General features: G+C 40.9%; 22 protein-coding genes. 2 read left to right on the top strand and 20 right to left on the bottom strand.

What is annotated here, in order from left to right; all coding sequences use genetic code 11:
* Window positions 1-7: 7 nt before the first annotated feature.
* Window positions 8-1,492, bottom strand: coding sequence for an ABC transporter permease (locus EFB00_RS07700; RefSeq protein WP_122646270.1), 1,485 nt, complete (start codon window positions 1,490-1,492; stop codon window positions 8-10).
* Window positions 1,493-1,625: 133 nt separating this feature from the next.
* Here EFB00_RS07700 and EFB00_RS07695 point away from each other — a divergent pair, with 133 nt between their 5' ends.
* On the top strand, window positions 1,626-2,309 hold the full coding sequence (locus tag EFB00_RS07695; protein ID WP_122646269.1) for a response regulator transcription factor: 684 nt from the start codon (window positions 1,626-1,628) through the stop codon (window positions 2,307-2,309).
* Window positions 2,306-3,622: a sensor histidine kinase gene (locus EFB00_RS07690; protein ID WP_122646268.1), complete on the top strand. Its 1,317-nt coding sequence runs from the start codon at window positions 2,306-2,308 to the stop codon at window positions 3,620-3,622. The genes EFB00_RS07695 and EFB00_RS07690 overlap by 4 nt, the downstream gene beginning before the upstream one ends.
* A gap of 88 nt (window positions 3,623-3,710) precedes the next feature.
* Here the strand turns inward: EFB00_RS07690 and EFB00_RS07685 are convergent, their stop codons facing one another.
* The 19 genes from EFB00_RS07685 to EFB00_RS07595 form a co-directional block, all read right to left on the bottom strand.
* Window positions 3,711-4,721 carry a sugar kinase gene (locus tag EFB00_RS07685; protein WP_122646267.1) on the bottom strand — a complete coding sequence of 337 codons (1,011 nt, stop codon included), beginning with the start codon at window positions 4,719-4,721 and terminating at the stop codon, window positions 3,711-3,713.
* 12 nt (window positions 4,722-4,733) lie between these two features.
* Window positions 4,734-5,474, bottom strand: a complete 741-nt coding sequence (gene dagF, locus EFB00_RS07680) for a 2-dehydro-3-deoxy-phosphogluconate aldolase (RefSeq protein ID WP_122646266.1) — start codon at window positions 5,472-5,474, stop codon at window positions 4,734-4,736.
* A 13-nt stretch (window positions 5,475-5,487) separates the two neighbouring features.
* Window positions 5,488-6,579 carry a DgaE family pyridoxal phosphate-dependent ammonia lyase gene (locus EFB00_RS07675; protein WP_122646265.1) on the bottom strand — a complete coding sequence of 364 codons (1,092 nt, stop codon included), beginning with the start codon at window positions 6,577-6,579 and terminating at the stop codon, window positions 5,488-5,490.
* Window positions 6,569-7,675 carry an amidohydrolase/deacetylase family metallohydrolase gene (locus EFB00_RS07670; protein ID WP_122647067.1) on the bottom strand — a complete coding sequence of 369 codons (1,107 nt, stop codon included), beginning with the start codon at window positions 7,673-7,675 and terminating at the stop codon, window positions 6,569-6,571. Before EFB00_RS07670 ends, EFB00_RS07675 begins: the two co-directional genes overlap by 11 nt.
* An 8-nt stretch (window positions 7,676-7,683) precedes the next feature.
* Window positions 7,684-8,772, bottom strand: a complete 1,089-nt coding sequence (locus EFB00_RS07665) for a DUF871 domain-containing protein (RefSeq protein ID WP_122646264.1) — start codon at window positions 8,770-8,772, stop codon at window positions 7,684-7,686.
* A complete protein-coding gene (locus EFB00_RS07660; protein WP_122646263.1) occupies window positions 8,769-9,032 on the bottom strand; it encodes a hypothetical protein in 264 nt (87 codons plus the stop codon). The genes EFB00_RS07665 and EFB00_RS07660 overlap by 4 nt, the downstream gene beginning before the upstream one ends.
* 47 nt (window positions 9,033-9,079) lie before the next feature.
* On the bottom strand, window positions 9,080-10,417 hold the full coding sequence (locus EFB00_RS07655) for a PTS sugar transporter subunit IIC (protein WP_122646262.1): 1,338 nt from the start codon (window positions 10,415-10,417) through the stop codon (window positions 9,080-9,082).
* Window positions 10,418-10,527: 110 nt separating this feature from the next.
* Window positions 10,528-11,229 carry a GntR family transcriptional regulator gene (locus tag EFB00_RS07650; protein WP_122647066.1) on the bottom strand — a complete coding sequence of 234 codons (702 nt, stop codon included), beginning with the start codon at window positions 11,227-11,229 and terminating at the stop codon, window positions 10,528-10,530.
* Between the two features lie 465 nt (window positions 11,230-11,694).
* Window positions 11,695-12,090, bottom strand: a complete 396-nt coding sequence (locus tag EFB00_RS07645) for an OsmC family protein (protein ID WP_122646261.1) — start codon at window positions 12,088-12,090, stop codon at window positions 11,695-11,697.
* Between the two features lie 80 nt (window positions 12,091-12,170).
* Window positions 12,171-12,770 carry a TVP38/TMEM64 family protein gene (locus EFB00_RS07640; RefSeq protein ID WP_122646260.1) on the bottom strand — a complete coding sequence of 200 codons (600 nt, stop codon included), beginning with the start codon at window positions 12,768-12,770 and terminating at the stop codon, window positions 12,171-12,173.
* A gap of 90 nt (window positions 12,771-12,860) precedes the next feature.
* Window positions 12,861-13,376, bottom strand: a complete 516-nt coding sequence (locus EFB00_RS07635; protein ID WP_122646259.1) for a GrdB-related putative oxidoreductase — start codon at window positions 13,374-13,376, stop codon at window positions 12,861-12,863.
* A 10-nt stretch (window positions 13,377-13,386) separates the two neighbouring features.
* Complete coding sequence (gene celB / locus EFB00_RS07630) at window positions 13,387-14,742, bottom strand: PTS cellobiose transporter subunit IIC (RefSeq protein ID WP_122646258.1); 1,356 nt, start codon at window positions 14,740-14,742, stop codon at window positions 13,387-13,389.
* Between the two features lie 17 nt (window positions 14,743-14,759).
* Window positions 14,760-15,086: a PTS sugar transporter subunit IIB gene (locus EFB00_RS07625; protein ID WP_122646257.1), complete on the bottom strand. Its 327-nt coding sequence runs from the start codon at window positions 15,084-15,086 to the stop codon at window positions 14,760-14,762.
* 21 nt (window positions 15,087-15,107) lie between these two features.
* Window positions 15,108-16,055 carry a glycosylasparaginase gene (locus tag EFB00_RS07620; RefSeq protein WP_122646256.1) on the bottom strand — a complete coding sequence of 316 codons (948 nt, stop codon included), beginning with the start codon at window positions 16,053-16,055 and terminating at the stop codon, window positions 15,108-15,110.
* 114 nt (window positions 16,056-16,169) lie between these two features.
* Window positions 16,170-17,468, bottom strand: coding sequence for a Sapep family Mn(2+)-dependent dipeptidase (locus EFB00_RS07615; protein WP_122646255.1), 1,299 nt, complete (start codon window positions 17,466-17,468; stop codon window positions 16,170-16,172).
* Between the two features lie 12 nt (window positions 17,469-17,480).
* Window positions 17,481-18,200, bottom strand: coding sequence for a GntR family transcriptional regulator, LSA1692 subfamily (locus tag EFB00_RS07610; RefSeq protein WP_122646254.1), 720 nt, complete (start codon window positions 18,198-18,200; stop codon window positions 17,481-17,483).
* Window positions 18,201-18,517: 317 nt separating this feature from the next.
* The gene (gene udk / locus EFB00_RS07605; RefSeq protein WP_122646253.1) at window positions 18,518-19,141 is read right to left on the bottom strand and encodes a uridine kinase; all 624 of its coding nucleotides are present in this window, start codon (window positions 19,139-19,141) and stop codon (window positions 18,518-18,520) included.
* Between the two features lie 81 nt (window positions 19,142-19,222).
* Window positions 19,223-19,906, bottom strand: coding sequence for a YjjG family noncanonical pyrimidine nucleotidase (locus tag EFB00_RS07600; RefSeq protein WP_122646252.1), 684 nt, complete (start codon window positions 19,904-19,906; stop codon window positions 19,223-19,225).
* An 11-nt stretch (window positions 19,907-19,917) separates the two neighbouring features.
* Window positions 19,918-20,634, bottom strand: coding sequence for a 16S rRNA pseudouridine(516) synthase (locus EFB00_RS07595; RefSeq protein ID WP_122646251.1), 717 nt, complete (start codon window positions 20,632-20,634; stop codon window positions 19,918-19,920).
* Between the last annotated feature and the right edge of the window lie 218 nt (window positions 20,635-20,852).

Genomic DNA, 20,852 nt, shown 5'->3' with positions numbered 1-20,852 from the left:
ATCCCTCCTAAGAAATCAATATTTTTTTCGGATTCAGCCGTAAGATGCCAGCTGATGAAAGTAAGATTGAAAACATGCTGATGCCTAGACCGATACCGGCAAGACTGACGATCTCCATTGGTTTAACGGAAATGTTCAAGTCCTTCACTTCTTGACTGGCAGTCAAATTCGCCATCTTGCCAACCCTGCCTTGACCCCGTTCACCTTGAGCACCTGGCATTCCTTGGCCTCCTGGTCCATTTTGTCCCTCTGCTGTTTGAGCAGACGTACTTTGTTGAGACAATAGCTGATTGCCCACTGCATTGCCCACCAGATTGCCGCTGACCCCAGCGATCCCTAACGCGATGATCATGCAGACGACGATTTCTACGAAAAATTGTCCGATAACTTTTGCTCTTGCTTCACCTAATGAAAGCAACACGCCGATCTCATATTTTCGTTCGCGGATCGACATCATAACGATCAATGTCAAGATGATCACACCGGCCGCCGCTACCAGCAGCACGATATTTTTCGCAAAACTTGCGACATTGTTCAATGGCTGCAGCATTTGCTGATACATTTGATCATTGGTTTGCAGACTGAATGTTTCTTTATCGATCAGTTTTTCAGCTTTTGCAACAAAGTCCTCCATATCTTTCGGATCTTCTAATGTATATACAGCTGAATCGATCGTATCGGCAGAATCGTCGCCATTCAAACTGTTAGCAAAGGTATAAGAAGCGATGATCGTATTGGCAGGGTTCATAAAATTAAATCGCATTCCCATGCTGTCGCCAGTCTCGCTGGTTTCATAAATCCCTTTGATCGTCACTTCGACATCTTCGTCATCGCTGTTTTTGATTTTGAAAGTATCACCTACTGCTAATTCATTTGCTTCAGCCAACGCTTTTTCGATCAATACATTGGCAGATCCTTCATCTTCTGTTGTAATGGCTGTCCCGTCGATCAGTTTTGCCGTACCAGAAGAAAAATCACTGTAATCTTCACTATTGGACACACCTTTGATTTGGAAATCCCCTTGGCTTTGCATTTGCATCTTGCCGCCAGGTCCGCCCATTCCTTCTGTTTCCTCTGATTCAGAGCTGGTATCTTCGCTGGAGATTGGTTCTGCACCAGTACTTTGATCCGCCGAAGCGCTGGTTTCAAAAGAATACGACTTTACGCCAGCTAATGCGGCGATTTTTTCAGCATCCGTTAAATTGACCGGTGTCAGAGAAAAACTGCCGGGATCCGGTCGAGTTTCTTCAGAGCTGCTTGTTTGCTCAGAATCACTTTCTGTCTTTTTATTGAACATCGCTTGTCGATTCGCGGAAAGTGTCACCGTTGCGCCTACACTTTTCTTGGCATTTTCGACAGATGTCTCTGCCGCGCTGCGGATCGTCAAACCCGCTAAGACAAAAACTAAAATAGCGGCAAAAACTGCGATCAACAGCAAACTGCGACCTTTTTTTGCCCAAAGGCTTTGCATTGCCCGTTTAAAAAAATTCATGATGGTCCCTCCTCATTTGCTGAAAGCTTAAACAGCCAGCCTTAAGCAAACCTTAAAACAGGTGATAATTTTCGACTGCATCTTTAAGCTTTGTTTATGGTATAAATGGTATGATAAGCGAGAGGTGAAGACCATGATCAAATTTTTAGTTGTAGAGGACGAACAGATCCTCTCAGACAATATCAAAGAAATCATTTCCGACTTGGGCGAGGTGGTTCAGGTCTATGATGGTGCAGAAGGGTTATTTGAAGCAGAAAGCGGTATTTATGATTTGATACTTTTAGATTTGATGCTGCCGGAGAAAAACGGCTATCAACTACTGGCAGAATTACGACAGAAGAAAATCATGACACCGGTTTTGATTTTAACTGCCAAAGACAGTTTAGAAGATAAGATCGAGGGCTTTGAAAAAGGTGCCGATGACTATTTGACGAAACCTTTTTATCGAGAAGAATTGATTTTGCGGGTCAAAGCGCTTTTGAAACGTTCCTTGGGCTTATACGATGAAAATTCCGTGAACTTTGGAACGATTTCCTGCAACCTTGCCAATAATCAAGTTCTCTATCAAGGAGAGAGTTTGCCGATCCAAGGAAAAGAATTTGAATTGCTGCTGTATTTTATCCAAAACAAAGGCGTCATTCTGACAAAAGAACAGATTTTCGATCGTATCTGGGGTTTTGATTCCGAAACTACTATCACAGTCGTTGAAGTCTATATGAGCCATCTGCGGAAACATTTGAAACCCAGCGGCATGGATCAGGCTTTCAAAACATTGCGAAATGTCGGCTACATTTTGCAAGAACAGGAGCAGGTATGAATCAAGAACTGTCAAAAAAACAGCGCTGGTATTTTTTCGGGATCAATGTCAGTGCCTTTGCGATCGTGTTTCTATTATTAGGTTTTATCATTTTGCAACTATTGAACCAGTCGGCGTATCGACAGACCGATCTTTCTTTGACGGAAATGACACAGGATCAGCACCTTTTACAAATGGAAATCGCTCGTTTCCAGCAAAATGATCCCTTTTTAAAACAGCCTGATACTAACTCACCCTCTGCTAAACAGCTTGGCAATCGTTTCAATACCCAGATCGTTTTGTGGTCACAAGACGGCGAGATATTGAATAAAGATGCATTAGGCGGACGTTTCAATGAGCTGCAGACTCTTACACTTGATACAAATAATCTGCAAAAAATCACCCCGGTAGCGATCAAAGGCGATCAGGATAACACCGCAATCAATTTTCGATCCATCACTATCAAAGCCAATGTTGCTGACAGTCAGATCGCTTATATCCAGATTTTAGCGAATACCGACCAGATCGCCTCTTCTATGGCTACCTTCCGTTCGATTTTGGTGATCTGTATGGTGATTTTCTGGCTGCTGTCCATCGCACTGAGCTACTATATTTCAAAAATGAATATGCGGCCGATCTGGGCAGCTTGGCAAAAACAACAGGAATTTGTGGAAAATGCGTCTCATGAACTGCGTACCCCGTTGACGATCATCCAAAACAGCTTGCAGCGGCTTTTTACGCGACCGGACCGCACGATTTTAGAAGAATCGGAAACGATCGCCCAGGCGTTGAATGAAACCCGCCGACTAACGGGTCTTACCAGTGATCTGCTGACCATCGCCCGCAGTGATTCCAATCAGCTGATCATCGAAAAAAACGAGATCACACCAAATGACTTCATCCAGCAATTGGTCAAACCGTTCCAGGAAATCGCAGAAATGGAAGAGAAACAATTTGTTTTGGAAAATCTGGCGGATCGAACTGTTTCAGCTGACGAAAAAAAATTGCATCAGGTCTTGGTCATCCTTTTAGATAACGCACTGAAATATACCGACAAAAAAGATACGATCTTACTGCACTCTGAGATCATCAACGATGCTTGGCTGATCGAAGTCAAAAACACCGGGCCTTCCATCAGCGACAGCGATAAGAAGCAGATCTTCGAGCGATTCTATCGCGAAGACCGCTCTCGTTCCAAAGAGACTGGCGGTTACGGTTTAGGTCTGGCAATCGCCAAACAGATCGTAACAGAACATAAAGGCAAGATCACCGTTCATGACTGGCAGCCGCGAGGAGTCGTCTTCCAGATTCGTCTGCCAAAAGCTGTGGTTTAAAAAACGTCATCAAGCCAAAAAACGCTCCGACAAACTCTGTCTTTATCAGGCAGAATTTGTCGGAGCATTTTTATTTGTTGATTCTTTTTCAGCGAATCAAATCCGTATGAGGATCTGTCAACAATCGCTCTACTTGTTGACGGGTGGTCAGCGGTACATCCCCTTGGATAGTGTGGGCCAATAGAGAATTCGCCAGCGCAAAGTTTGCAGTTCGTTCGATCGACCAGTTTTCCGCATACCCCAGCAAGACTCCTGCTGCATACGCATCACCGGCACCGATTCGATCCAACACCGTCAAAGGCTGAGGGTCTGTTTGAAAAGCCGCATCAGAGGCCACCAAATAGCCGCTGATCTGTTTCTGTTCGTTTACCAGACGAGTAGTCCCAGCGAACCATTCGATGCCGTACTCTTTCATAAATGCTTGGATGACACTGACCTCATCTTGCGGTGTCTTTAGCATTTGACGATCCGCTCTTTGCAGCAGATCCGTCAGATCACGAATCGAACCGAAGACGATGGAACAGTAAGGCAGAATCGCTTCATAGCGAGTTTTCATCTGTTCTTTTTTGCCTTCTTCCTGATTCAAGCTGGGACGGAAATTGAAATCAAAGCAGACTTTTTTCCCTTGCTCATGAACTGTTTTTGCCAGCTGAAGTGCTGCTTCAGCCGTTTTTTCCGTCAAACTGAGTGAGATCCCGCAAATGTGGATCAGATCCGTTGCTGCAGCAAAAGCCGCAAAGTCATAATCTGCCGCCTTCGACAGACCAAAAGAGCTGTTGACGCGGTTTTGATAAGTCACTTGCGTCGGACGCGGACCAAATCCCATCTCTGCAAAATATGATCCCATGTGCTGATGCTGCCGTACCACAAACTGCGTATCAATCCCGAGACTCTTTAAATTGGCTTGAGCGGCGTCTCCTAAACGATTATCCGGCAACGCTGTCAAAAGAGCGCTGGATAAGCCAAAACAAGCAAGATTTGCTACTAAGTTGACCCCTGTTCCGGTAAAATCCATTCGCAAATGATGGGTTTGTTCCAATAATAAATGTTCTGGCGTCGTTAGTCGCAGCATAACTTCGCCAAATGCCCCAATCTTCATAAGCTCTCCTTTTTATTTCAAGGTATTTTTCATCATATCCAGTAACGCTTTGACGTCTTCGACTTTCGTGTCTCCTGTCTCTTTATCGATGATCGAGCTGTATACATGAGGAATGATTTTTTTCACGCCGGCATCTACAGCGATTTGTACGATTTCTTCAAAGTTGGATAAATCGATCCCGCCAGTTGGTTCCAAATAAAAATCATATTTCCCGCAAGCCTCAGCTACTGCTTGGTATTCTTCTTTATGAGCCAAGCCTTTCATTGGGAAATATTTGATAGAGCTGCCTCCCATGTCTTTTAACAATTTGATCGCTGTTTCGATAGGCACTACGGCTTCTGGTGCATCAGAGCTCAACGGTCCTGTAGCGATATTGACATAGCCGACTTTGCCTGTTGGTGAGACCAACCCGTTGATGATGGTTTCGTTTTGTCCTAATAATGCTCGGGAAGTTCCTACACCGGTAAAGACTTGATTCACATGTTGCGGTTGCAAGACACCTGAGATCCGGGAAACCATTTGGCTTTGATTAGGATCACCTGCTCCTAACCCTACCGATAATGCGTTATTGGTTGCCTCCTGATATTTTTTCATGTCTTCGATCGCTGCTTCGTCGCTGTCATAGTTTTTGGACAATACCCCCAATACGACATGTCCTTCTGCCGCTTCGTAACATGCTTTCGCATTTTCTACAGAATTTGCTAAAACATTCAAGCAAATCCGATCTTCTAAATAATTAGGTGTCAATGTCATTTTTTCTACTCCTCTACATGATTTCTTGTAATCGTTTCGTGATTTTTTCCATTTCTTCCTGATTGACAGAACGGATATCGAATTCGATGATTCCGTTGTTTGCTTGATATTCCCGTGTATAGATCGCTGGATCTTCAGCCTTCAACTCGTTAATGACTTCCTTTGCTGTTTTGGTTCCTGTCACTTTGACACTGGCACGGTAGATATCCCGGCCTGCTCCATCTTGGACGATAGCGGCAGTGATTCCTGAGATCTCATTTAAAGCCGTCACAAAAGGTGCCAAACGTGCTTTCATAGAGTCGCCGTCTTCACTCCCATGATGCAAATAGTCCTCCACCGCTTGTGTAAATCCAAGGATGTTATCTTTGCCGATCTTCATCGCCCGACCGATCCCTTTGCTTTGAAGACGGACCCATTCGACGTATTCTTTTTTCCCGATGACCAGACCAGCACTTGGCCCTTCGATCGCTTTGGCACCGGAATAAATCACCAGATCCGCTCCGGCTTCGATGTAACGGAACAGATCTTCTTCCGCTGCCGCATCTACGATCAACGGTAATTGATGTTTCTTGGCAACTTCTGCGGCTTCCGCTACCGTCAGCATGCTTTTTTGAACAGTGTGATGGCTCTTGATATATAAAATAGCCGCGGTCTGTTCCGTGATCACTTGTTCAAGATGCTCTGGCCCGCACATATTGGCGTAGCCGGCTTCCACCACTTGCCCGCCTCCAAGGTTCACCATGACCTCAACGGGAGTTCCATAATCGACATTGTGTCCTTTAGGCAAAACGATTTCTCGTTTTTGAAATCTTGATGCGTAAGGATGGTACAAATGATACAGATCTCCTTGTCCGATCAATGCCGCCACAGACTGAGCGATCCCAGCTGATGCAGAAGAAACGATCTGCGTATCTTCTACATGGAGCAGTTCAGCTAAATAAGCACCGGTTTTGATCGCCAATTCGCTCATTTCAAAAAAATGTTCACCGCCAAAACGTTGCGCTGCCAACACATTTTCCGAAACTTTTGAAACGCCTAAGATCGTCATTCGTCCGGAAGCATTGATGACTTCCTTCAAGCCGAATTTTTCATAACTAATTGTCATAAATGACGCCTCCAATAATCGTTTTGATCGGTTTGATTTGTTGATGAGTCACACGGGTAAAGCCATTCGAATCTGTCAGTTCTTTATCCTCATCCACCAATTCGAAGATGGTGATATCAGCATCAAATCCTGGTTGAAGCTGCCCCTTTGTCGTTAAATGAAAGTTTTCAGCAGGTGTTGCGGTAACTTTTGTGAGAATCTCTTCCCAAGAGTAGCCAACTACATGCAATTTTTCCATCGTAGTGGCCAGATCGAATACAGGTCCATTGTTGCGATTGCGCACGTAGATATCTGTACTGATGGAACGGGCTTTCATTCCTTCTTTTAAGGCTGTTTCTGCTACGTGAAAATTGAAGCTGTCGGTTCCATGACCGATATCGAAGACTACCCCTTTGCGATAAGCGTCCCAAGCAACCTCTTTGATCTTATCTGTTTCGTGATCCAAAATGCCGTTTTCTTTACCATTGAAACAATGAGTCAAGACATCTCCTGCCTCCATTTTTGCCAGTACTTCAGACAATTCTGGTGGTGCAGAGCCGATATGCACCATCAGTGGCAGGTGTTCGTTGTCCGATTGGATCTTTTTCGCCAGTTCTAACGGTGTGATCCCATTTTCCCCAACAACAGATTTGCTCATCCGAGCTTTGATCCCTACGATGAAATCTGGATAATCTCTTAGTGCTTGTGCTACTTTTTCTTCCTTGATTTTCGTCAAATCAGCCAGTTCATCTTGCTCCACGATCCCCCATTTAGAGATATTCAATAGCGCAAAGACATTGGTCTTCTTATCCCGAGTGATGTGATAAAAATCACCGATATTTTCCGCCCCTGTCGTTCCGGCATCGATCACTGTGGTCACACCTTTAGACACACCGATCTTATCTGGATAATCATAATACAGGTTCATCTTTTCATAGCAATGGACGTGATCGTCGATCCAGCCGGCGGAGAGGTACTGCGTGTCAGAAAGCGTAACTTCCTCTTTTGCTTCTTCAGAGATTTTTGAAGAAATCTGCTGGATTTTTCCATCTAAAATACCGATTTCCACAGGTTCCTGATTCAATTCTTTAGCATTACGTATAATTAAGTCTAACATATTCATTCCTACTTCTCTGTAAATTTAAATTTTGTCCATGGGTGGATAAAAGGTAGCAAAATCAATTCATTTTTTGTAATTTGTCCGACCTTGTTTTTCCGAGGATCACGATGAGGAACAAGTACGATTTGCAGTTCATTTTTGTATTTGCCGAACTGATCGTTTCCGATTACCACATCTCCTACTTGAAATTCCTTCTCATTATCATGTGGGGCATTTTCTTGATTTTTATATTTTTTACGGACCTCTGTTGAACGAATCACCTGATCCGTAATATCACCTCTGCGAAAATGTTGTTCATTCAAAACGATGGCTTTTTCGACAGAGTTTGCTTCTTCAACAAATTCAATGGTAAATTCGGTTTGATAACGATCTATCGTTCCTAATGCTTTCAATTCTTCTTCAGAAGCATAAGCGTTTCCAATAATTACGTCGTCAATCAAATTTGTAGCAAATAAATGTTTTGCCGCAGCTTCCACTGGCAAATGTCGGTGCATTTCCAAAGTTGGCAACCCATCGTTGATATCCCAAGGACCGATTTTTCCAGATTGGGAAGTAATAAACGCTGCTGTTCGTATTCCTTGCTTTTTAAAACGCTGACTGCATTTTTCAAAAAATCCATATGGCAGTGCTGTTCCTTCTTGCGGATAAAAGTTATGACACCCGTAAAGAAATGGCGTATTGGCTTGATAAGTCAAAATATTATCCAAATAAGCAACATCGTTACTCATGTTTAATTCTACCGCCAAGCCATAAGGGTTATAGGTCAGCATGGCTTCTTTATTGCCATCAAAGCCAAGATCCAAACGAATCCCGTCTGCTCCCAGTTCATGAAAGAAAGTTAGATCATCATAAGAAATCCCCAACTCTGAAAAAATATTTGGTGCCACATCTAAAATCGTCTTATAACCAAGATCCTTAGCGAAAAAAATCAGTTCCTTAAACTTTTTTTTCACTGCTTCTTTGCCATCTGTTACTTCCAGCATACTCATGAAGATTCGGCTGAAACCATATTTTTTTGCTAGGGACAAATAGGCTTTGTCTTTCTCCATATCACTGTGGTCTGGGTACACAGAAACACCTAGATTTCTTTTCATACACTTTTCCCTCGTTCCATCTTTTCGAATTTTGATCGGAATTTATAGGCAATGATCGAACTTGATAAAACCGTAGCTGTCATTGCACAAAATGCGCCGATCCACAATACTGTTCCAAGAACGATCGATAGGATGATCACACCGATCGAACCAACAAGCACGTACCGCAATTTACTATTATCAATGAACTGCGGCAATCCTTTTTTCTCTAAATAAATGTGGCTTCCAAAAAAGAGAAGCAGTAAATAAACGAATGTCATAGTATCACCAAAGAGGATAGTACAACGACTATCCTCCCTCCTTTTACTTAGTTTTGAACGACAGAGATTTTCTCTGAAGCAGCTGCTGCTTCTGCTTCACGCTCAGCAGCTTCGCGAGCAAGTTGTTGTTTTTCAAATACTTTGAAGAATGGATAGTAGATTCCCAAAGTGATCAAGAAATTGACAATGACAAGAATACCTGCAGCTACACTCCAATTTGTACTCATCCATGCTGCGATCGGTGCCGGCATTGCAAAACCAAGTCTTGCCGCCATCATTGGCACGACGCCGGAAATCGTCAAGAAATAAGAAAGTGTCGTTGTAATCAACGGTGCAACGATAAATGGGATACCTAAAACAGGATTCATAACGATCGGTGCCCCAAAAATGACTGGTTCATTGATATTGAACAATCCTGGCAAAATAGATAGCCGACCTAAACTCTTTAAATATTTCGATTTTGAAAACATGAACAAGACGACTAATGCAAGTGTTGTACCAGCGCCGCCGATCCAAACAAACCATTGTAAAAATTGTTCAGTGAAGATATTAGGTAGATTATGCGCGCTAGTTCCGGCTTGAAAAGCATCCATATTTTCCGCAATGGAAATATCCCAGAATGGACGAATCACAGGTCCCATGATCGCAGGTCCGTGAATCCCTAATACCCAGAAGAAACAAATCAAAAATACAGTTAACAGACCACCGAATAAACTATTGCCGGCCAAAACATCCTTCAACGGCATCAACAGATTACTCAAAAAGCCATTGATATCAAATCCCAGAAGATGACGGATCGCCCAGAAGAAAATCAAAATCACAGCACCGGGAATCAATGCTAGAAATGAGTTGCTTACTTCAGGCGGCACACCATCAGGCATTTTTATTGTTATTTTTTTCTCAATAAAAAAGCGATAAATCTCAACAGATATAATGGCAGTCACAATAGAACCAAATAAAGATCCCGATCCTAAATTTGCAATATTCATGTAACATCCTGCATCAATAACATTATCAACATTTTCTAATACTCTTAAAGGTGGTGCAGCTGTAACTAAAAATGACATAAGTGCTAAAATACCTGCAGTTAATGAGTCCAATCTGTAACTTTTTGCTAAAGATGAAGCAATACCGAATGTCGCGTATAATGCCAAAATACCTACTGTATAACGAAATGGAATATCTAATACTTCGCGATAAGGTTCGATTACTGCTGCTACTGATTCAATTGGAAAGTTTAGTAAAATGGTGAAGAATGACCCCACGATCGTCAAAGGCATTGTCGCAATGATCCCTTTTCTGATTGCTGTCATGTGTCGCTGTGTTCCGATTTTATTTGCAACAGGCATGATCTTCTGCTCAATGACCCCTACAAATTTGTCCATATTTCCGCCTCCGCTTATAATATTATAATGTTTACACCTGCATAGTAACATAATAACATTATAATGTAAACGCTTTTCGAAAAAGTGTGGTCATCTTTTTCATAGAATGATCACACTTCATATTCAATATGGTAAGGATGTTGGGCAGTGTTATAAATCGCTTCAGAGTACTCCACGACTTTCCCGCTTCTGTCAATCGACTTGCGTATGCGCTGCATCGCGATCGTTTCTTTCGTTTGCAATAAATCTTGCTGCGCTGTATCCAAATGAACAGCAGCAAAATCATCTGAGAACGATTGGATCTCAAATCCCTTTTGATGAATAATTCGATATAAAGACTCTTTATCAAACACTATTTCGTCAACGTCTGAAAATTCAGCAGGCAAATAATGATCAAAAAGAATATAAGGTTGGTTTTCTAAAAGGTACATCCGCTGAAAGTGGATACATTCTTTTCCAAACAATCCAAATAATAGAGAATTTCTGTCAGGCATCATTTTATCAAGAGCCAGTAACTTTTTTTGTACGGTAAGATGGGACTTTTCTAATATTTGTGTAAAACTCGCCGCTTTAGATAATTTATTGTATGGTCGATCACTTAAAACGGTTGTACCTTTTCCGCTCTTCTTTTCAACATACTCGTCTGCAGCCAATAACTCGATTGCTTTACGCACAGTGATCTTGCTAACGTCAAAAATCTGCTCTAATTCTGTTTCAGTCGGCAACATCGTTCCCACAGGGTATTTTCCAGAAAATATATCTGCTTTTAATTTTTCTGCTACTTCTAAATAGAGGACACGATTTCTTTTCATACTGTCACCTTTCTCATCATTCATTATGGACAGAATACCATTTACAAAATCAGTTTGCAAAAACAAATCAATGATCTTAAAATGAATTTTTTTATCTAAATGGATACTTTCTGTCTCGTGAAACATAAAAATCAAAATTTTTTGAAATAAAAAAAGCAACGGAATATATTCCGTTGCTTCAGTCCAATACCATCTCTGGCAGAACAGCCCTTCTCCACAAAAGTCTGTTCCGACACCCTGCAAATCCGGCAGGTGAGCAAGCTCATGTGCCGTTGGTTGAAAGGACTAGAACAAGTCTAGCCTTTTCGGCTCATCGCATGACACTTACTCTACCATATTTCCGAATGATATGCCAATAAATTTTTCTTTGCGAAGCAGATGTTCCAACCAGCATCTTCTCTTTAATCATTAAAGCCAGTCAGTATGTAAAGATGGATATTGTGTAATAAGCAGTAGCAAGTCAGTTTAGATAACGGTCAGTTTTTCATCGATCTTGATCGCTGATTTTACGGATTGGATAATCGTGCAGTTTTTAATCGTTTGGTTCAATGCACGACCTAGAACTTCGATATCCGCAGATGGATTTTTGATTTTAAAATGAACACTGACTTCAGTGACGATATTTGGTTTTTTATCTTCCATCAACCAGTCAACGTCAACATGGATATCATCATAAGTGATTTGTCGATTGTCTAAAATCGTCCGCAATACACCATAACTGCATCCTGAAATCGCAGTCGCTAGTAATTCGCTTGGTGCAATATCAACATCCCCGTGCCCGATACGTACATGATTGCCTTTATGAGTTGTACTGTACATTCCTTCTTTATCTGCGTCTAAATCTAAATGTCTTTCGATCATAATACTCCCCCTTGCCTTTTCTTTTAAGTATAGCCAACAATGATTTTTTGGCAAAAAATCTGTCTGAAACTATACAACGATCACAAAAATGCTTCGACTTTGTTAAACAAATACAGCATCAACAATCCGTAGATCGCAATCGACCATGGTTTGAAAAACAAGAGGATCTTCAAATAATCTTTAAATGAAATCGTCGTTAATCCTGCAGCCAAACAAATTAGGTCATCAGGGGCAAACGGAATAAGGAGCGTGATGATCAAGAAACGCTTGATGGTTTTTTGATTATTTTCCACTATGCTTTGAAATTGCTGAAATTTCTTAGGAGATAGGAATAGTTTGGCTAGCCCGACCCCATATTTTCGAATCAGTAAAAAACCGATGATGGCACCGATAACTAACCCAATGTAGCTATATAGGATACCTAGGAAGGGACCAAACAGCACTAATCCAGCGACTGTTGAGATTCCTCCCGGCAAAATCGGCACGATAACTTGGATCACTTGCAAAAGAATAAAAACCAATACTGCGCAACTACCAAACTGGCGAATAAAGACTTGCAGTGAATGCGTGGAGCTAAAGATTCCTATATACTTGCCATAAATCGCCAGACCAAAGAAAAACAGCAAGCCGACGATCGGTAAAAACTGCAAGATTTGATTTTTTCTAGAACGTTCTTTCATTGTACACCAGCCTTAAAAAGATAGTTCTAGTATACATTGAGATGACAAAAATAAAAACTGTTCATTTGGAAATGAACAGTTTTCAAAATTTTAAAACACATATTTTTTAAATTCATCGATACTTTGATTGTGTGCTTTTTTAGCTGTAATCAAAGCCATGTGCTTAAAAGAATCATTCAAACCGATCCCGCCTTTTTTAGGCATCTCGACTATGCAAATTTGATCACGAAATTGTGCCACTGCCGGATTTTCAATAGACATGGCGGCTACAGCAGGTACATCATACTTTTGAAAAGCAGCGGCTAATCTTGCTGCCATCTCACCAAATTTTGGATAATGCATCGCAGGACCACATAAAACAGCATCTATTCCATTTTTCTTTACGAAACCGATAAACTTTTTATTTACCTCTTGGGAATTTTCCAAATAGTATTGATCACCACAATATAATGTGGCAACTATTTCTGCATCATGCTCTTTAAATAGAGGATTTAATATCTGACCAGGACCTATAATGGCATTCTTCCCACCAGGCGGCATAGTTGAATTTTCGTCACTTCCAAATCCCGCTTGAACATGATTCAAAATCAGCACAATTTTTTTCATTATATTTCCTCTATAATTCATCAAAGTTGAAGTCATCAAAATTAATTTCTTCTTCAACTTTTTCCGAAGCTTCTTTCTCTTCTTTGATATATTGATCATCCATAACCTTTATAAATGGATAGTAAATCAGCATCCCTAAAGGAATCAGAATTGCCTGAAGTACTGCTGCTTGCCAACCACTAACTAATAATCCCGAAATAATCGGCGGTGTAGTCCATGGCAACTGAATTCCATTGGTGTAATTCACTAACCCCCAACTCATGGCAAAATAAGAAATAATAATATTGATCGTTGGAACTAAAACAAATGGAACAAGTATAATCGGATTTAAGACAATAGGCAATCCAAAAATAATTGGTTCATTGATGCCGAAGATACCAGGAACTAATGAAAGCTGAGATAATTTTTTGATCCGTTGACTTTTACAAAAAATGACCATAACGATAATCAATGATAACGTGGAACCGCCTCCACCAAACGTGGCAAACATATCTTGGAATTGTCCAGTGATAATATTTGGAATATCATTTCCTGATTTAAAAGCATCTAAATTTTCTACTGAAAGTGCCCGTAAAACTGGATTAAATACCGCTCCTACAACACTTGAACCATTAATACCAAAAAACCAGAAAAAATGTAAGAAGAGATATGCAATGATCATCGCTCCCAAAGTATTACCGAGACTCAGCAAAGGTGTTTGTAAGAACTTAAATAAAATCTCTTGTAAATTATTCAGCGGAGTCAAGTGTGCTAACCAGTTCAATACGCACATCAAGCAAACAACGATAAAGCTTGGAATCAGTGCTTCAAAAGATTTGACTACAGTCGGTGGAACCCCCTCCGGCATCTTTATCGTCCAACCTTTACGTAAAATAGCAACAAATAAACGAGTCGAAATCAACGCTACGACCATCCCTAAAAATAAACCGCTAGATCCCATCCATCGTAAAGGCAAGCTGCTAACTTCATAAATTTCTTGGCTTCCTTCAGGGGTGAACAGTGTTGTATAAGGTGTCACAATAAAGAATGATACAAGAGAAATAATTGCTGCTTGCATAGCATCAACGTGAAACTGTTTTCCTAAGCTGTAAGCAATACCCGCCACAGCTAAAATTGTCATTACATCAAAACTAGCACTTGCCGGAACAGACAACATACTCGCCCAGTTGTCTCCTAGAATAGCACTCATCCAATCATTCCACTGGGGAATCGGAAAATTTGTAATGACTAAGAAAAGAGAACCTACAATTAACAAAGGTGTCGATAGTAAAAAACCATCTCTAATTGCTACAAGATACTTGTTCTCACCAATCACTTTCGCTAATGGTGTCAAAACTCTTTCTAACCAATTAAGAAATACTTGCATCAGAGTTCCTCCTTAACTTACTTTTTATTTTTAATTAATTTCAGCGCCTCTTTCAATGCTTTTTCTCCATCCATCATTCCATAAATCTCTGGAGAAATCGTTCCAACTGGAATTCCTTGTGGTTCAAACTGTTTCTTTACTTTATCTAATAGAAAACGTACTTGCGGTCCCAACAAAATAGCAATAGGCTTTTCTTGTGCCACTATATCCTCTGCTCTGATGGCAGGGTAAGCAGTTATTTCTAATGGCATATTATGCTCTTTGACTACTCCCATCATCTTATTGACCATCATGCTGGTCGACATACCTGCTTCACAAAATAAATAAATCTTTTTCGTACTCATTTTCTTCCTCCTATTCTTTTTTTAAATCGGTGCTTTGATCCGTTTTTCATACGCATCCAGCCATTCTTGAGTGATTGGTTCGATTACCGTTGTTTGATTTTCTCCTGGATGAGCAATGAAAATCGTTGGTTCCGTTTCCTTTGTTGCGACACTGAATGTAAATTCGACATTCGTGGCAACGCCCCATTGCCCTTCCTTATTCATTGCGATCAAAGAAAAAGCGCCTGCTTTGCCATAGCGTTTTTTCAGCTTTTCGCTGAAACCATAGACGGCCTGATCGCATGCATCTTGTGGAGAATACCCTGATCCCATCAGGCGAACGATCTCATATGAAAGACAGCCTTTCATCAAATCTTCGCCTAATCCTGTAGCAGCCGCTCCGCCGATTTCGCTGTCTACGTAAAATCCCGATCCGGAAAGTGGTGAGTCACCGACACGGCCGCTTTTTTTCATAAATAAGCCAGAGCTGGAAGTCCCAGCCGCCATACTAGATAGCTCATCTAATGCCACAACACCTACTGTATCGTGACCATCGTAAGGATCAAGCTGATGTTTCGCCACTTCTTCCACACGTTTTTCCCAGATTTTTTTGGCACGTTCTGTCAACATTTCCTTTTGTTCAAAACCTTCTGCTTGCGCATAACGTGTTGCGCCTGCGCCGACTCGGAAACTGTTGAATTTTTCTTTGCTCAGTTTTCGAGCAACCGAAATGGGATTCTTGATGTCGACGATTCCCGCCACTGCACCGATTGCAAAAGTGTCGCCGTCCATAAATGCGGCATCCATTTCAAGAACACCCTCTTCATTAGGCAGACCACCATATCCAACTGATTTGTAATATGGGTAATCTTCTACACATTTGATTGCTGTTTCAACAGCATCTCCTGCAGATCGTTCCTTTACTAATAATTCTTTGGCGGCAAGTATTCCTTCATGAGCCATGCGCCAAGTTGCAATGATTCCCCACATATAATTTTTTCCTCCTTATTCGCATATAGCGCTTTCAGTAGTATTGTACATAGTATATACTATAATGTCTATACTAAAAAACAGCATTCCTGAAAAAAATTCAGGAACGCTGTTTTAACTAAGCAATGCGATGATACTTTCAAGATAAATTTCCATGTTCATTTTTAAGTCAGATACCGACATCCATTCATTTTTATTGTGGGCGATCCCTTTTTGTCCTGGAAAAGAAGGACCAAACGCAACAATATTCGGCAATTTTCGGGCATAGGTAGCGCCGGTCGTTGTGACCGGTGTTCCGTCGTTTCCTGTGATTTTTTGATAAACGGCACTTAATGACTTGATTTCCGGACGCTCCTTGTCCAGATTTATCCCCGGGATACTGCGGACGACTTCTATCTGTGAATGCTCAGGAATAGCAGCCTTTATTCCCGCTACGATATCTTCTTCTTGAAACGAGACTGGATAACGGAAAGCAATCTCTAATTGTAAATGGTCCTTCTGTTTTGAAAACACAACCGGTGTCAAAATCAATCTGCCGGAATCTTTGTCCTGTAACGCCAGATCGATCCCTTCACCAAAATGCTTTCCATGAAAGCTTGTAAACAGCCAGTCAAAATAACTTCGCACACTGCTGGACAAACGAAGATCGTCTTTTATTTTTTTTGCCAACAGAGTAATGGCATTTTCTCCCATTTCCGGTGCATTGCTAGGAGCACGTTTTCCAGTCACCCTTATAGGAGAGCTTTGGATCAAAACGGATAAATTATCAGGCACATGATCGCGTGCCTGATCGCCCCTGATTTCTCCCATGCTAGCCAGCTCTTCTGGTTCAAAGGTTGTTATGATATTGATATTTACAATTCCGCGTTCGCCATAAACGACCGGATATTTGCAATCAGGTGTAAAGCCAAATATAGGCGGCTCTTCTGCCTGTAAATAGTGAGAAACATCTGACATACCGCTTTCTTCATCGGTTCCAAAAATGATTCGAATCGTTTTTGACGGCTGAAAACCACTGTCTTTTAATAATTTCAGACTATATAAACAGCTCATAATAGGTCCTTTATTATCTAGAATGCCGCGACCATATAATATTCCATCAGACTCGGTCAAATCAAAAGGCGGATAATCCCATCCTTCTCCAGCCGGAACCACATCTAAATGTCCTAAGATTCCGATATAATCAGGATCCGTTCCCCATTGAATATAGCCAATTGCATCATTAATGACTTTTGTGCTAAATCCATAGCTTTCCCCTAATTCCATCACCAAAGTCAATACTTGTCTGGGATTAATTCCATAAGGAGCTTTTTCTGCCGACTTGCCTTTGACGCTCGGAACGCGCATCACCTTTTGCAGATCAGCTAAAAAAGCGGTCCAGTTTTCATCGATCATTGTTTTTACATTATCCATTTTTCACACCTCTTAATGTTTGCGCTGTAATGTATGTTTAAATGTGTATTTGTCCGCTCGATAGAAAGAAGTATCATATAAAATCGGTTTTGCAGAAGGGGAATACGTCAGGGAATGAACCAATAGTAATGGCTGACCCACTTCTACATCCAACAACCTGCTCAAATCCTCTGTCACCAAGATAGCTTCGACTTCTTGATGAGAATAGCCGATTTCGATATTTTTTTCGATCTCGGAAAATAAAGATTGTTCTTCCAGCTGTTCGATAGACGACTCTGACACGTAACGTTGCAGGACATAAATGTCTTCTACAGTCATCGGCTCGTCTTCTAAAAAACGCTGGCGAACCAAATGGATCATCTTTTCATCTGCATACTTTCCAAAGGCTTGTTTGACCTTGTCCGGCATCTGATCTGCTATGGTGCATTCGATGATCTTAGTTTTCGAACGTTTGCCTTGTCTTTTAGCAGCTTCGGTAAACCCATATAATCCTCCCAAACCACTGGCGATTTTAGGTTGTTTCATAACATAGGTTCCTTTTCCTTTTTCTTTCACTAAGATGTTCTGACTGATCAGGGAATCGATTGCTTTACGTATCGTCAAACGGCTGACTCCAAATTCTTCAGCAAGATCATATTCAGATGGTAGTTTCTGGCTAGTCACGTATACTCCTTCATTAATCCGTTTATGCAATTCATTGGCAATATCTAAAAAAATCGTTTTGTTCTTCATATTTCTATTACGCTCCTGCCTTCCAAAAAATTCATGTGAACGACGATAGATCTTTAAATTAAAAATCTGTTTTCACAATTACCCACACTAGTTTTACTAAGATCATTGTTCATTCTTTTAACACTGGTATCGTCAATAACTATATCTATTAAAATCCACTCGATAAACATATATTTCCAAAATTTCTTTTGAAACTTTAAAGCCGTATTTTAGAATGCGTTTACAGTATATACAATAAAGTATATACTGTAAACCGCGATAAAAAAAGACCAAAGAATTAATAATTTAATCCTTTGATCCTTCATAGACAATGAGAGCTATTTAAGATAAGTCGCGACTTTTGTAGTGATTAAATCGATCGCTACATGATTTTCGCCGCCTTCTGGCACGATGATGTCAGCGTAACGTTTTGTCGGTTCGATAAATTGATGATACATCGGTTTTACGACTGACAGATATTGTTCAATAACTGAATCCAATGTTCGTCCGCGTTCTTCCATGTCTCGTTTGATTCGGCGGATGATTCGGATATCATCATCCGTATCCACATAGATTTTTATATCCATCAAGTCACGTAAACGCTCATCTTCTAGAATCAAGATGCCTTCTAAAATAATGACTTCTTTAGGTTCTTGGATCACTGTCGCAGTGCTCCGAGTATGGGCAACATAGTCATAGACTGGCTTTTCGATCGCTTCATAATGCAGCAGTTTTTCCAAATGCTCGATCAATAGATCGGTATCAAAAGCAAAAGGATGGTCATAGTTAGTATTTAGCCGTTCTTCAAATGCTAAATGGCTTTGATCTTTATAATAAGAATCCTGTTCAAGCATCATAATGGAGTGATCCGGAAAATTATTGAATATCGCTCGACTCACACTGGTTTTACCACTACCAGAACCACCAGTCACACCTATTATAATCGGCTTGTTTTTCGTCATTAAAGAAAACCTCTTTCAATTTATTTGCACTAGGTATTATTATAGCGAAATTTTCAGAAAATGCTACGCTTAATCCTGTTTCTAGTTGGCTAAAATCGTATAAATCTCATCCAAACTGCTGATGCGATAAGTAGGCGCGATAGTTGTTTTCACGTTTTCGTCGGAATTGAGCCAAATCGTATCGATCCCGGCTTGTTTGCCGCCTGCAATATCTGAAGACAGTGAATCACCGATGATTACAGTTTCTTCTTTTTTAAAATCAGGGATCCGGTCAAACACATAATCAAAATACTCTTTCATTGGTTTTTGATATCCAGTATCTTCTGAAACAAAGACATTTTTAAAATAAGGCAGTAATTTCGATGCTGTCAAACGTTGGTATTGTGTATCAGAAACTCCATTTGTCACAACATATAATTCTGCTTTATCAGACAGATCCGCAATGATCTCGCGGCTATTGCCTAATAGCTGATGCCCTTGATTTAGAAATTGGCGGTATTGCTTTTCCAACAGCATACCGTCAACTGATTTTCCAAATTGTTGGAACAATAAAGCAAAGCGCTGGTTGACTACTTCATCGCGGGATCTTTTTCCCTGTTCATATTCTTCCCATAACATTCGGTTCAATGCTTGATAGCTGGTTTTGATTTCCGGAGTCAACGGGATGCCTTCTGTTTGAAATAAGCTTCCTAATGCTTGGTTTTCTGCTGCTTGAAAATCAAGCAGTGTATCATCGACGTCAAATAACAGATTTTTGTATTTCATAATTACTCCTTCTAACAAAAATAGATTTTTAATGATTCCAGTTCATCAACGGTTAATTCCCGATATCTGCCAATAGTAAGATCAGCCGGCAGCATTAATGGCCCGATTCCATAGCGTTTTAAAAAAACGACTTTTTTCCCGCAAGCTAAAAACATCTTTTTCACCTGATGGAACTTTCCTTCTTGGATCATCAGCCGCACTCGGCTTTCTTCTGCAGTTGCGGATAGAATCTCCAATTGTGCCGGCTGGCAAATTTCCCCGCCATGAAAGACGATCCCTTTTTGAAATGCCGCTATATCTTCTGTAGTCACTTCGCCATTGACTACAGCCTCGTAGCATTTTGTCACTTTTTTTACTGGATGAAGCAGTTCATACGCCAGCTGACCGTTTGTTGTTAGAAAAACCAGACCTTCTGTGTCACGGTCCAGACGACCTACGGATGCTAGTTTTTCTTTTCGATCATTTGTCGAGAGCAGATCCAAGACCGTTTGATGCTGGTGATCATGATTGGCGGTCACGACACCTTGCGGCTTGTTCAGTAAATAATAGGCTTCTGAGGTACTCAGCGTTCTGCCGTTTACTTCGATATGATGCAGGCGGCTGTCCACATTTCTTGCTTCGCTCCGCTCGATCTTGCCGTCTACTTTTACTTTTCCTCTCACAAATAAACGCTTCATCTCTTTGCGGCTGGTTGTCAGTTCTTTTTCAATCAATTTATCTAAACGCATCAGATTTTCCTTTCTGAGCTATTATAACGAAAACCATGTTTTAAAAACAAGTCAACGGCGAAATCCTTGACTTAATTTAAAAAACGTCCTATGGTTAAAGAGTAAAGTAAATAAAGTTCTTCTACACAGCGTTATGACCTGGTGGAGAAAAGTTGAACCAAAACTTTCTTGGGTAGCTGTATTTCGGCTGCCCTTTTGCGTGTTCTCACGTACCACTT

The organism is Enterococcus mediterraneensis, assembly GCF_900604485.1.
Taxonomy (GTDB): Bacteria; Bacillota; Bacilli; order Lactobacillales; family Enterococcaceae; genus Enterococcus_C; species Enterococcus_C mediterraneensis.
The sequence above is the reverse complement of the archived record's forward strand: the minus strand, read 5'-3'. Positions and strand labels throughout refer to the sequence as shown.

Coding starts and splice junctions, on each gene's coding strand:
- EFB00_RS07700 (WP_122646270.1), bottom strand. CDS start 1,492: ATGAATTTTTTTAAACGGGCAATGCAAAGCCTTTGGGCAAAAAAAGGT.
- EFB00_RS07695 (WP_122646269.1), top strand. CDS start 1,626: ATGATCAAATTTTTAGTTGTAGAGGACGAACAGATCCTCTCAGACAAT.
- EFB00_RS07690 (WP_122646268.1), top strand. CDS start 2,306: ATGAATCAAGAACTGTCAAAAAAACAGCGCTGGTATTTTTTCGGGATC.
- EFB00_RS07685 (WP_122646267.1), bottom strand. CDS start 4,721: ATGAAGATTGGGGCATTTGGCGAAGTTATGCTGCGACTAACGACGCCA.
- dagF (WP_122646266.1), bottom strand. CDS start 5,474: ATGACATTGACACCTAATTATTTAGAAGATCGGATTTGCTTGAATGTT.
- EFB00_RS07675 (WP_122646265.1), bottom strand. CDS start 6,579: ATGACAATTAGTTATGAAAAATTCGGCTTGAAGGAAGTCATCAATGCT.
- EFB00_RS07670 (WP_122647067.1), bottom strand. CDS start 7,675: ATGTTAGACTTAATTATACGTAATGCTAAAGAATTGAATCAGGAACCT.
- EFB00_RS07665 (WP_122646264.1), bottom strand. CDS start 8,772: ATGAAAAGAAATCTAGGTGTTTCTGTGTACCCAGACCACAGTGATATG.
- EFB00_RS07660 (WP_122646263.1), bottom strand. CDS start 9,032: ATGACATTCGTTTATTTACTGCTTCTCTTTTTTGGAAGCCACATTTAT.
- EFB00_RS07655 (WP_122646262.1), bottom strand. CDS start 10,417: ATGGACAAATTTGTAGGGGTCATTGAGCAGAAGATCATGCCTGTTGCA.
- EFB00_RS07650 (WP_122647066.1), bottom strand. CDS start 11,229: ATGAAAAGAAATCGTGTCCTCTATTTAGAAGTAGCAGAAAAATTAAAA.
- EFB00_RS07645 (WP_122646261.1), bottom strand. CDS start 12,090: ATGATCGAAAGACATTTAGATTTAGACGCAGATAAAGAAGGAATGTAC.
- EFB00_RS07640 (WP_122646260.1), bottom strand. CDS start 12,770: ATGAAAGAACGTTCTAGAAAAAATCAAATCTTGCAGTTTTTACCGATC.
- EFB00_RS07635 (WP_122646259.1), bottom strand. CDS start 13,376: ATGAAAAAAATTGTGCTGATTTTGAATCATGTTCAAGCGGGATTTGGA.
- celB (WP_122646258.1), bottom strand. CDS start 14,742: ATGCAAGTATTTCTTAATTGGTTAGAAAGAGTTTTGACACCATTAGCG.
- EFB00_RS07625 (WP_122646257.1), bottom strand. CDS start 15,086: ATGAGTACGAAAAAGATTTATTTATTTTGTGAAGCAGGTATGTCGACC.
- EFB00_RS07620 (WP_122646256.1), bottom strand. CDS start 16,055: ATGTGGGGAATCATTGCAACTTGGCGCATGGCTCATGAAGGAATACTT.
- EFB00_RS07615 (WP_122646255.1), bottom strand. CDS start 17,468: ATGGATAATGTAAAAACAATGATCGATGAAAACTGGACCGCTTTTTTA.
- EFB00_RS07610 (WP_122646254.1), bottom strand. CDS start 18,200: ATGAAGAACAAAACGATTTTTTTAGATATTGCCAATGAATTGCATAAA.
- udk (WP_122646253.1), bottom strand. CDS start 19,141: ATGACGAAAAACAAGCCGATTATAATAGGTGTGACTGGTGGTTCTGGT.
- EFB00_RS07600 (WP_122646252.1), bottom strand. CDS start 19,906: ATGAAATACAAAAATCTGTTATTTGACGTCGATGATACACTGCTTGAT.
- EFB00_RS07595 (WP_122646251.1), bottom strand. CDS start 20,634: ATGCGTTTAGATAAATTGATTGAAAAAGAACTGACAACCAGCCGCAAA.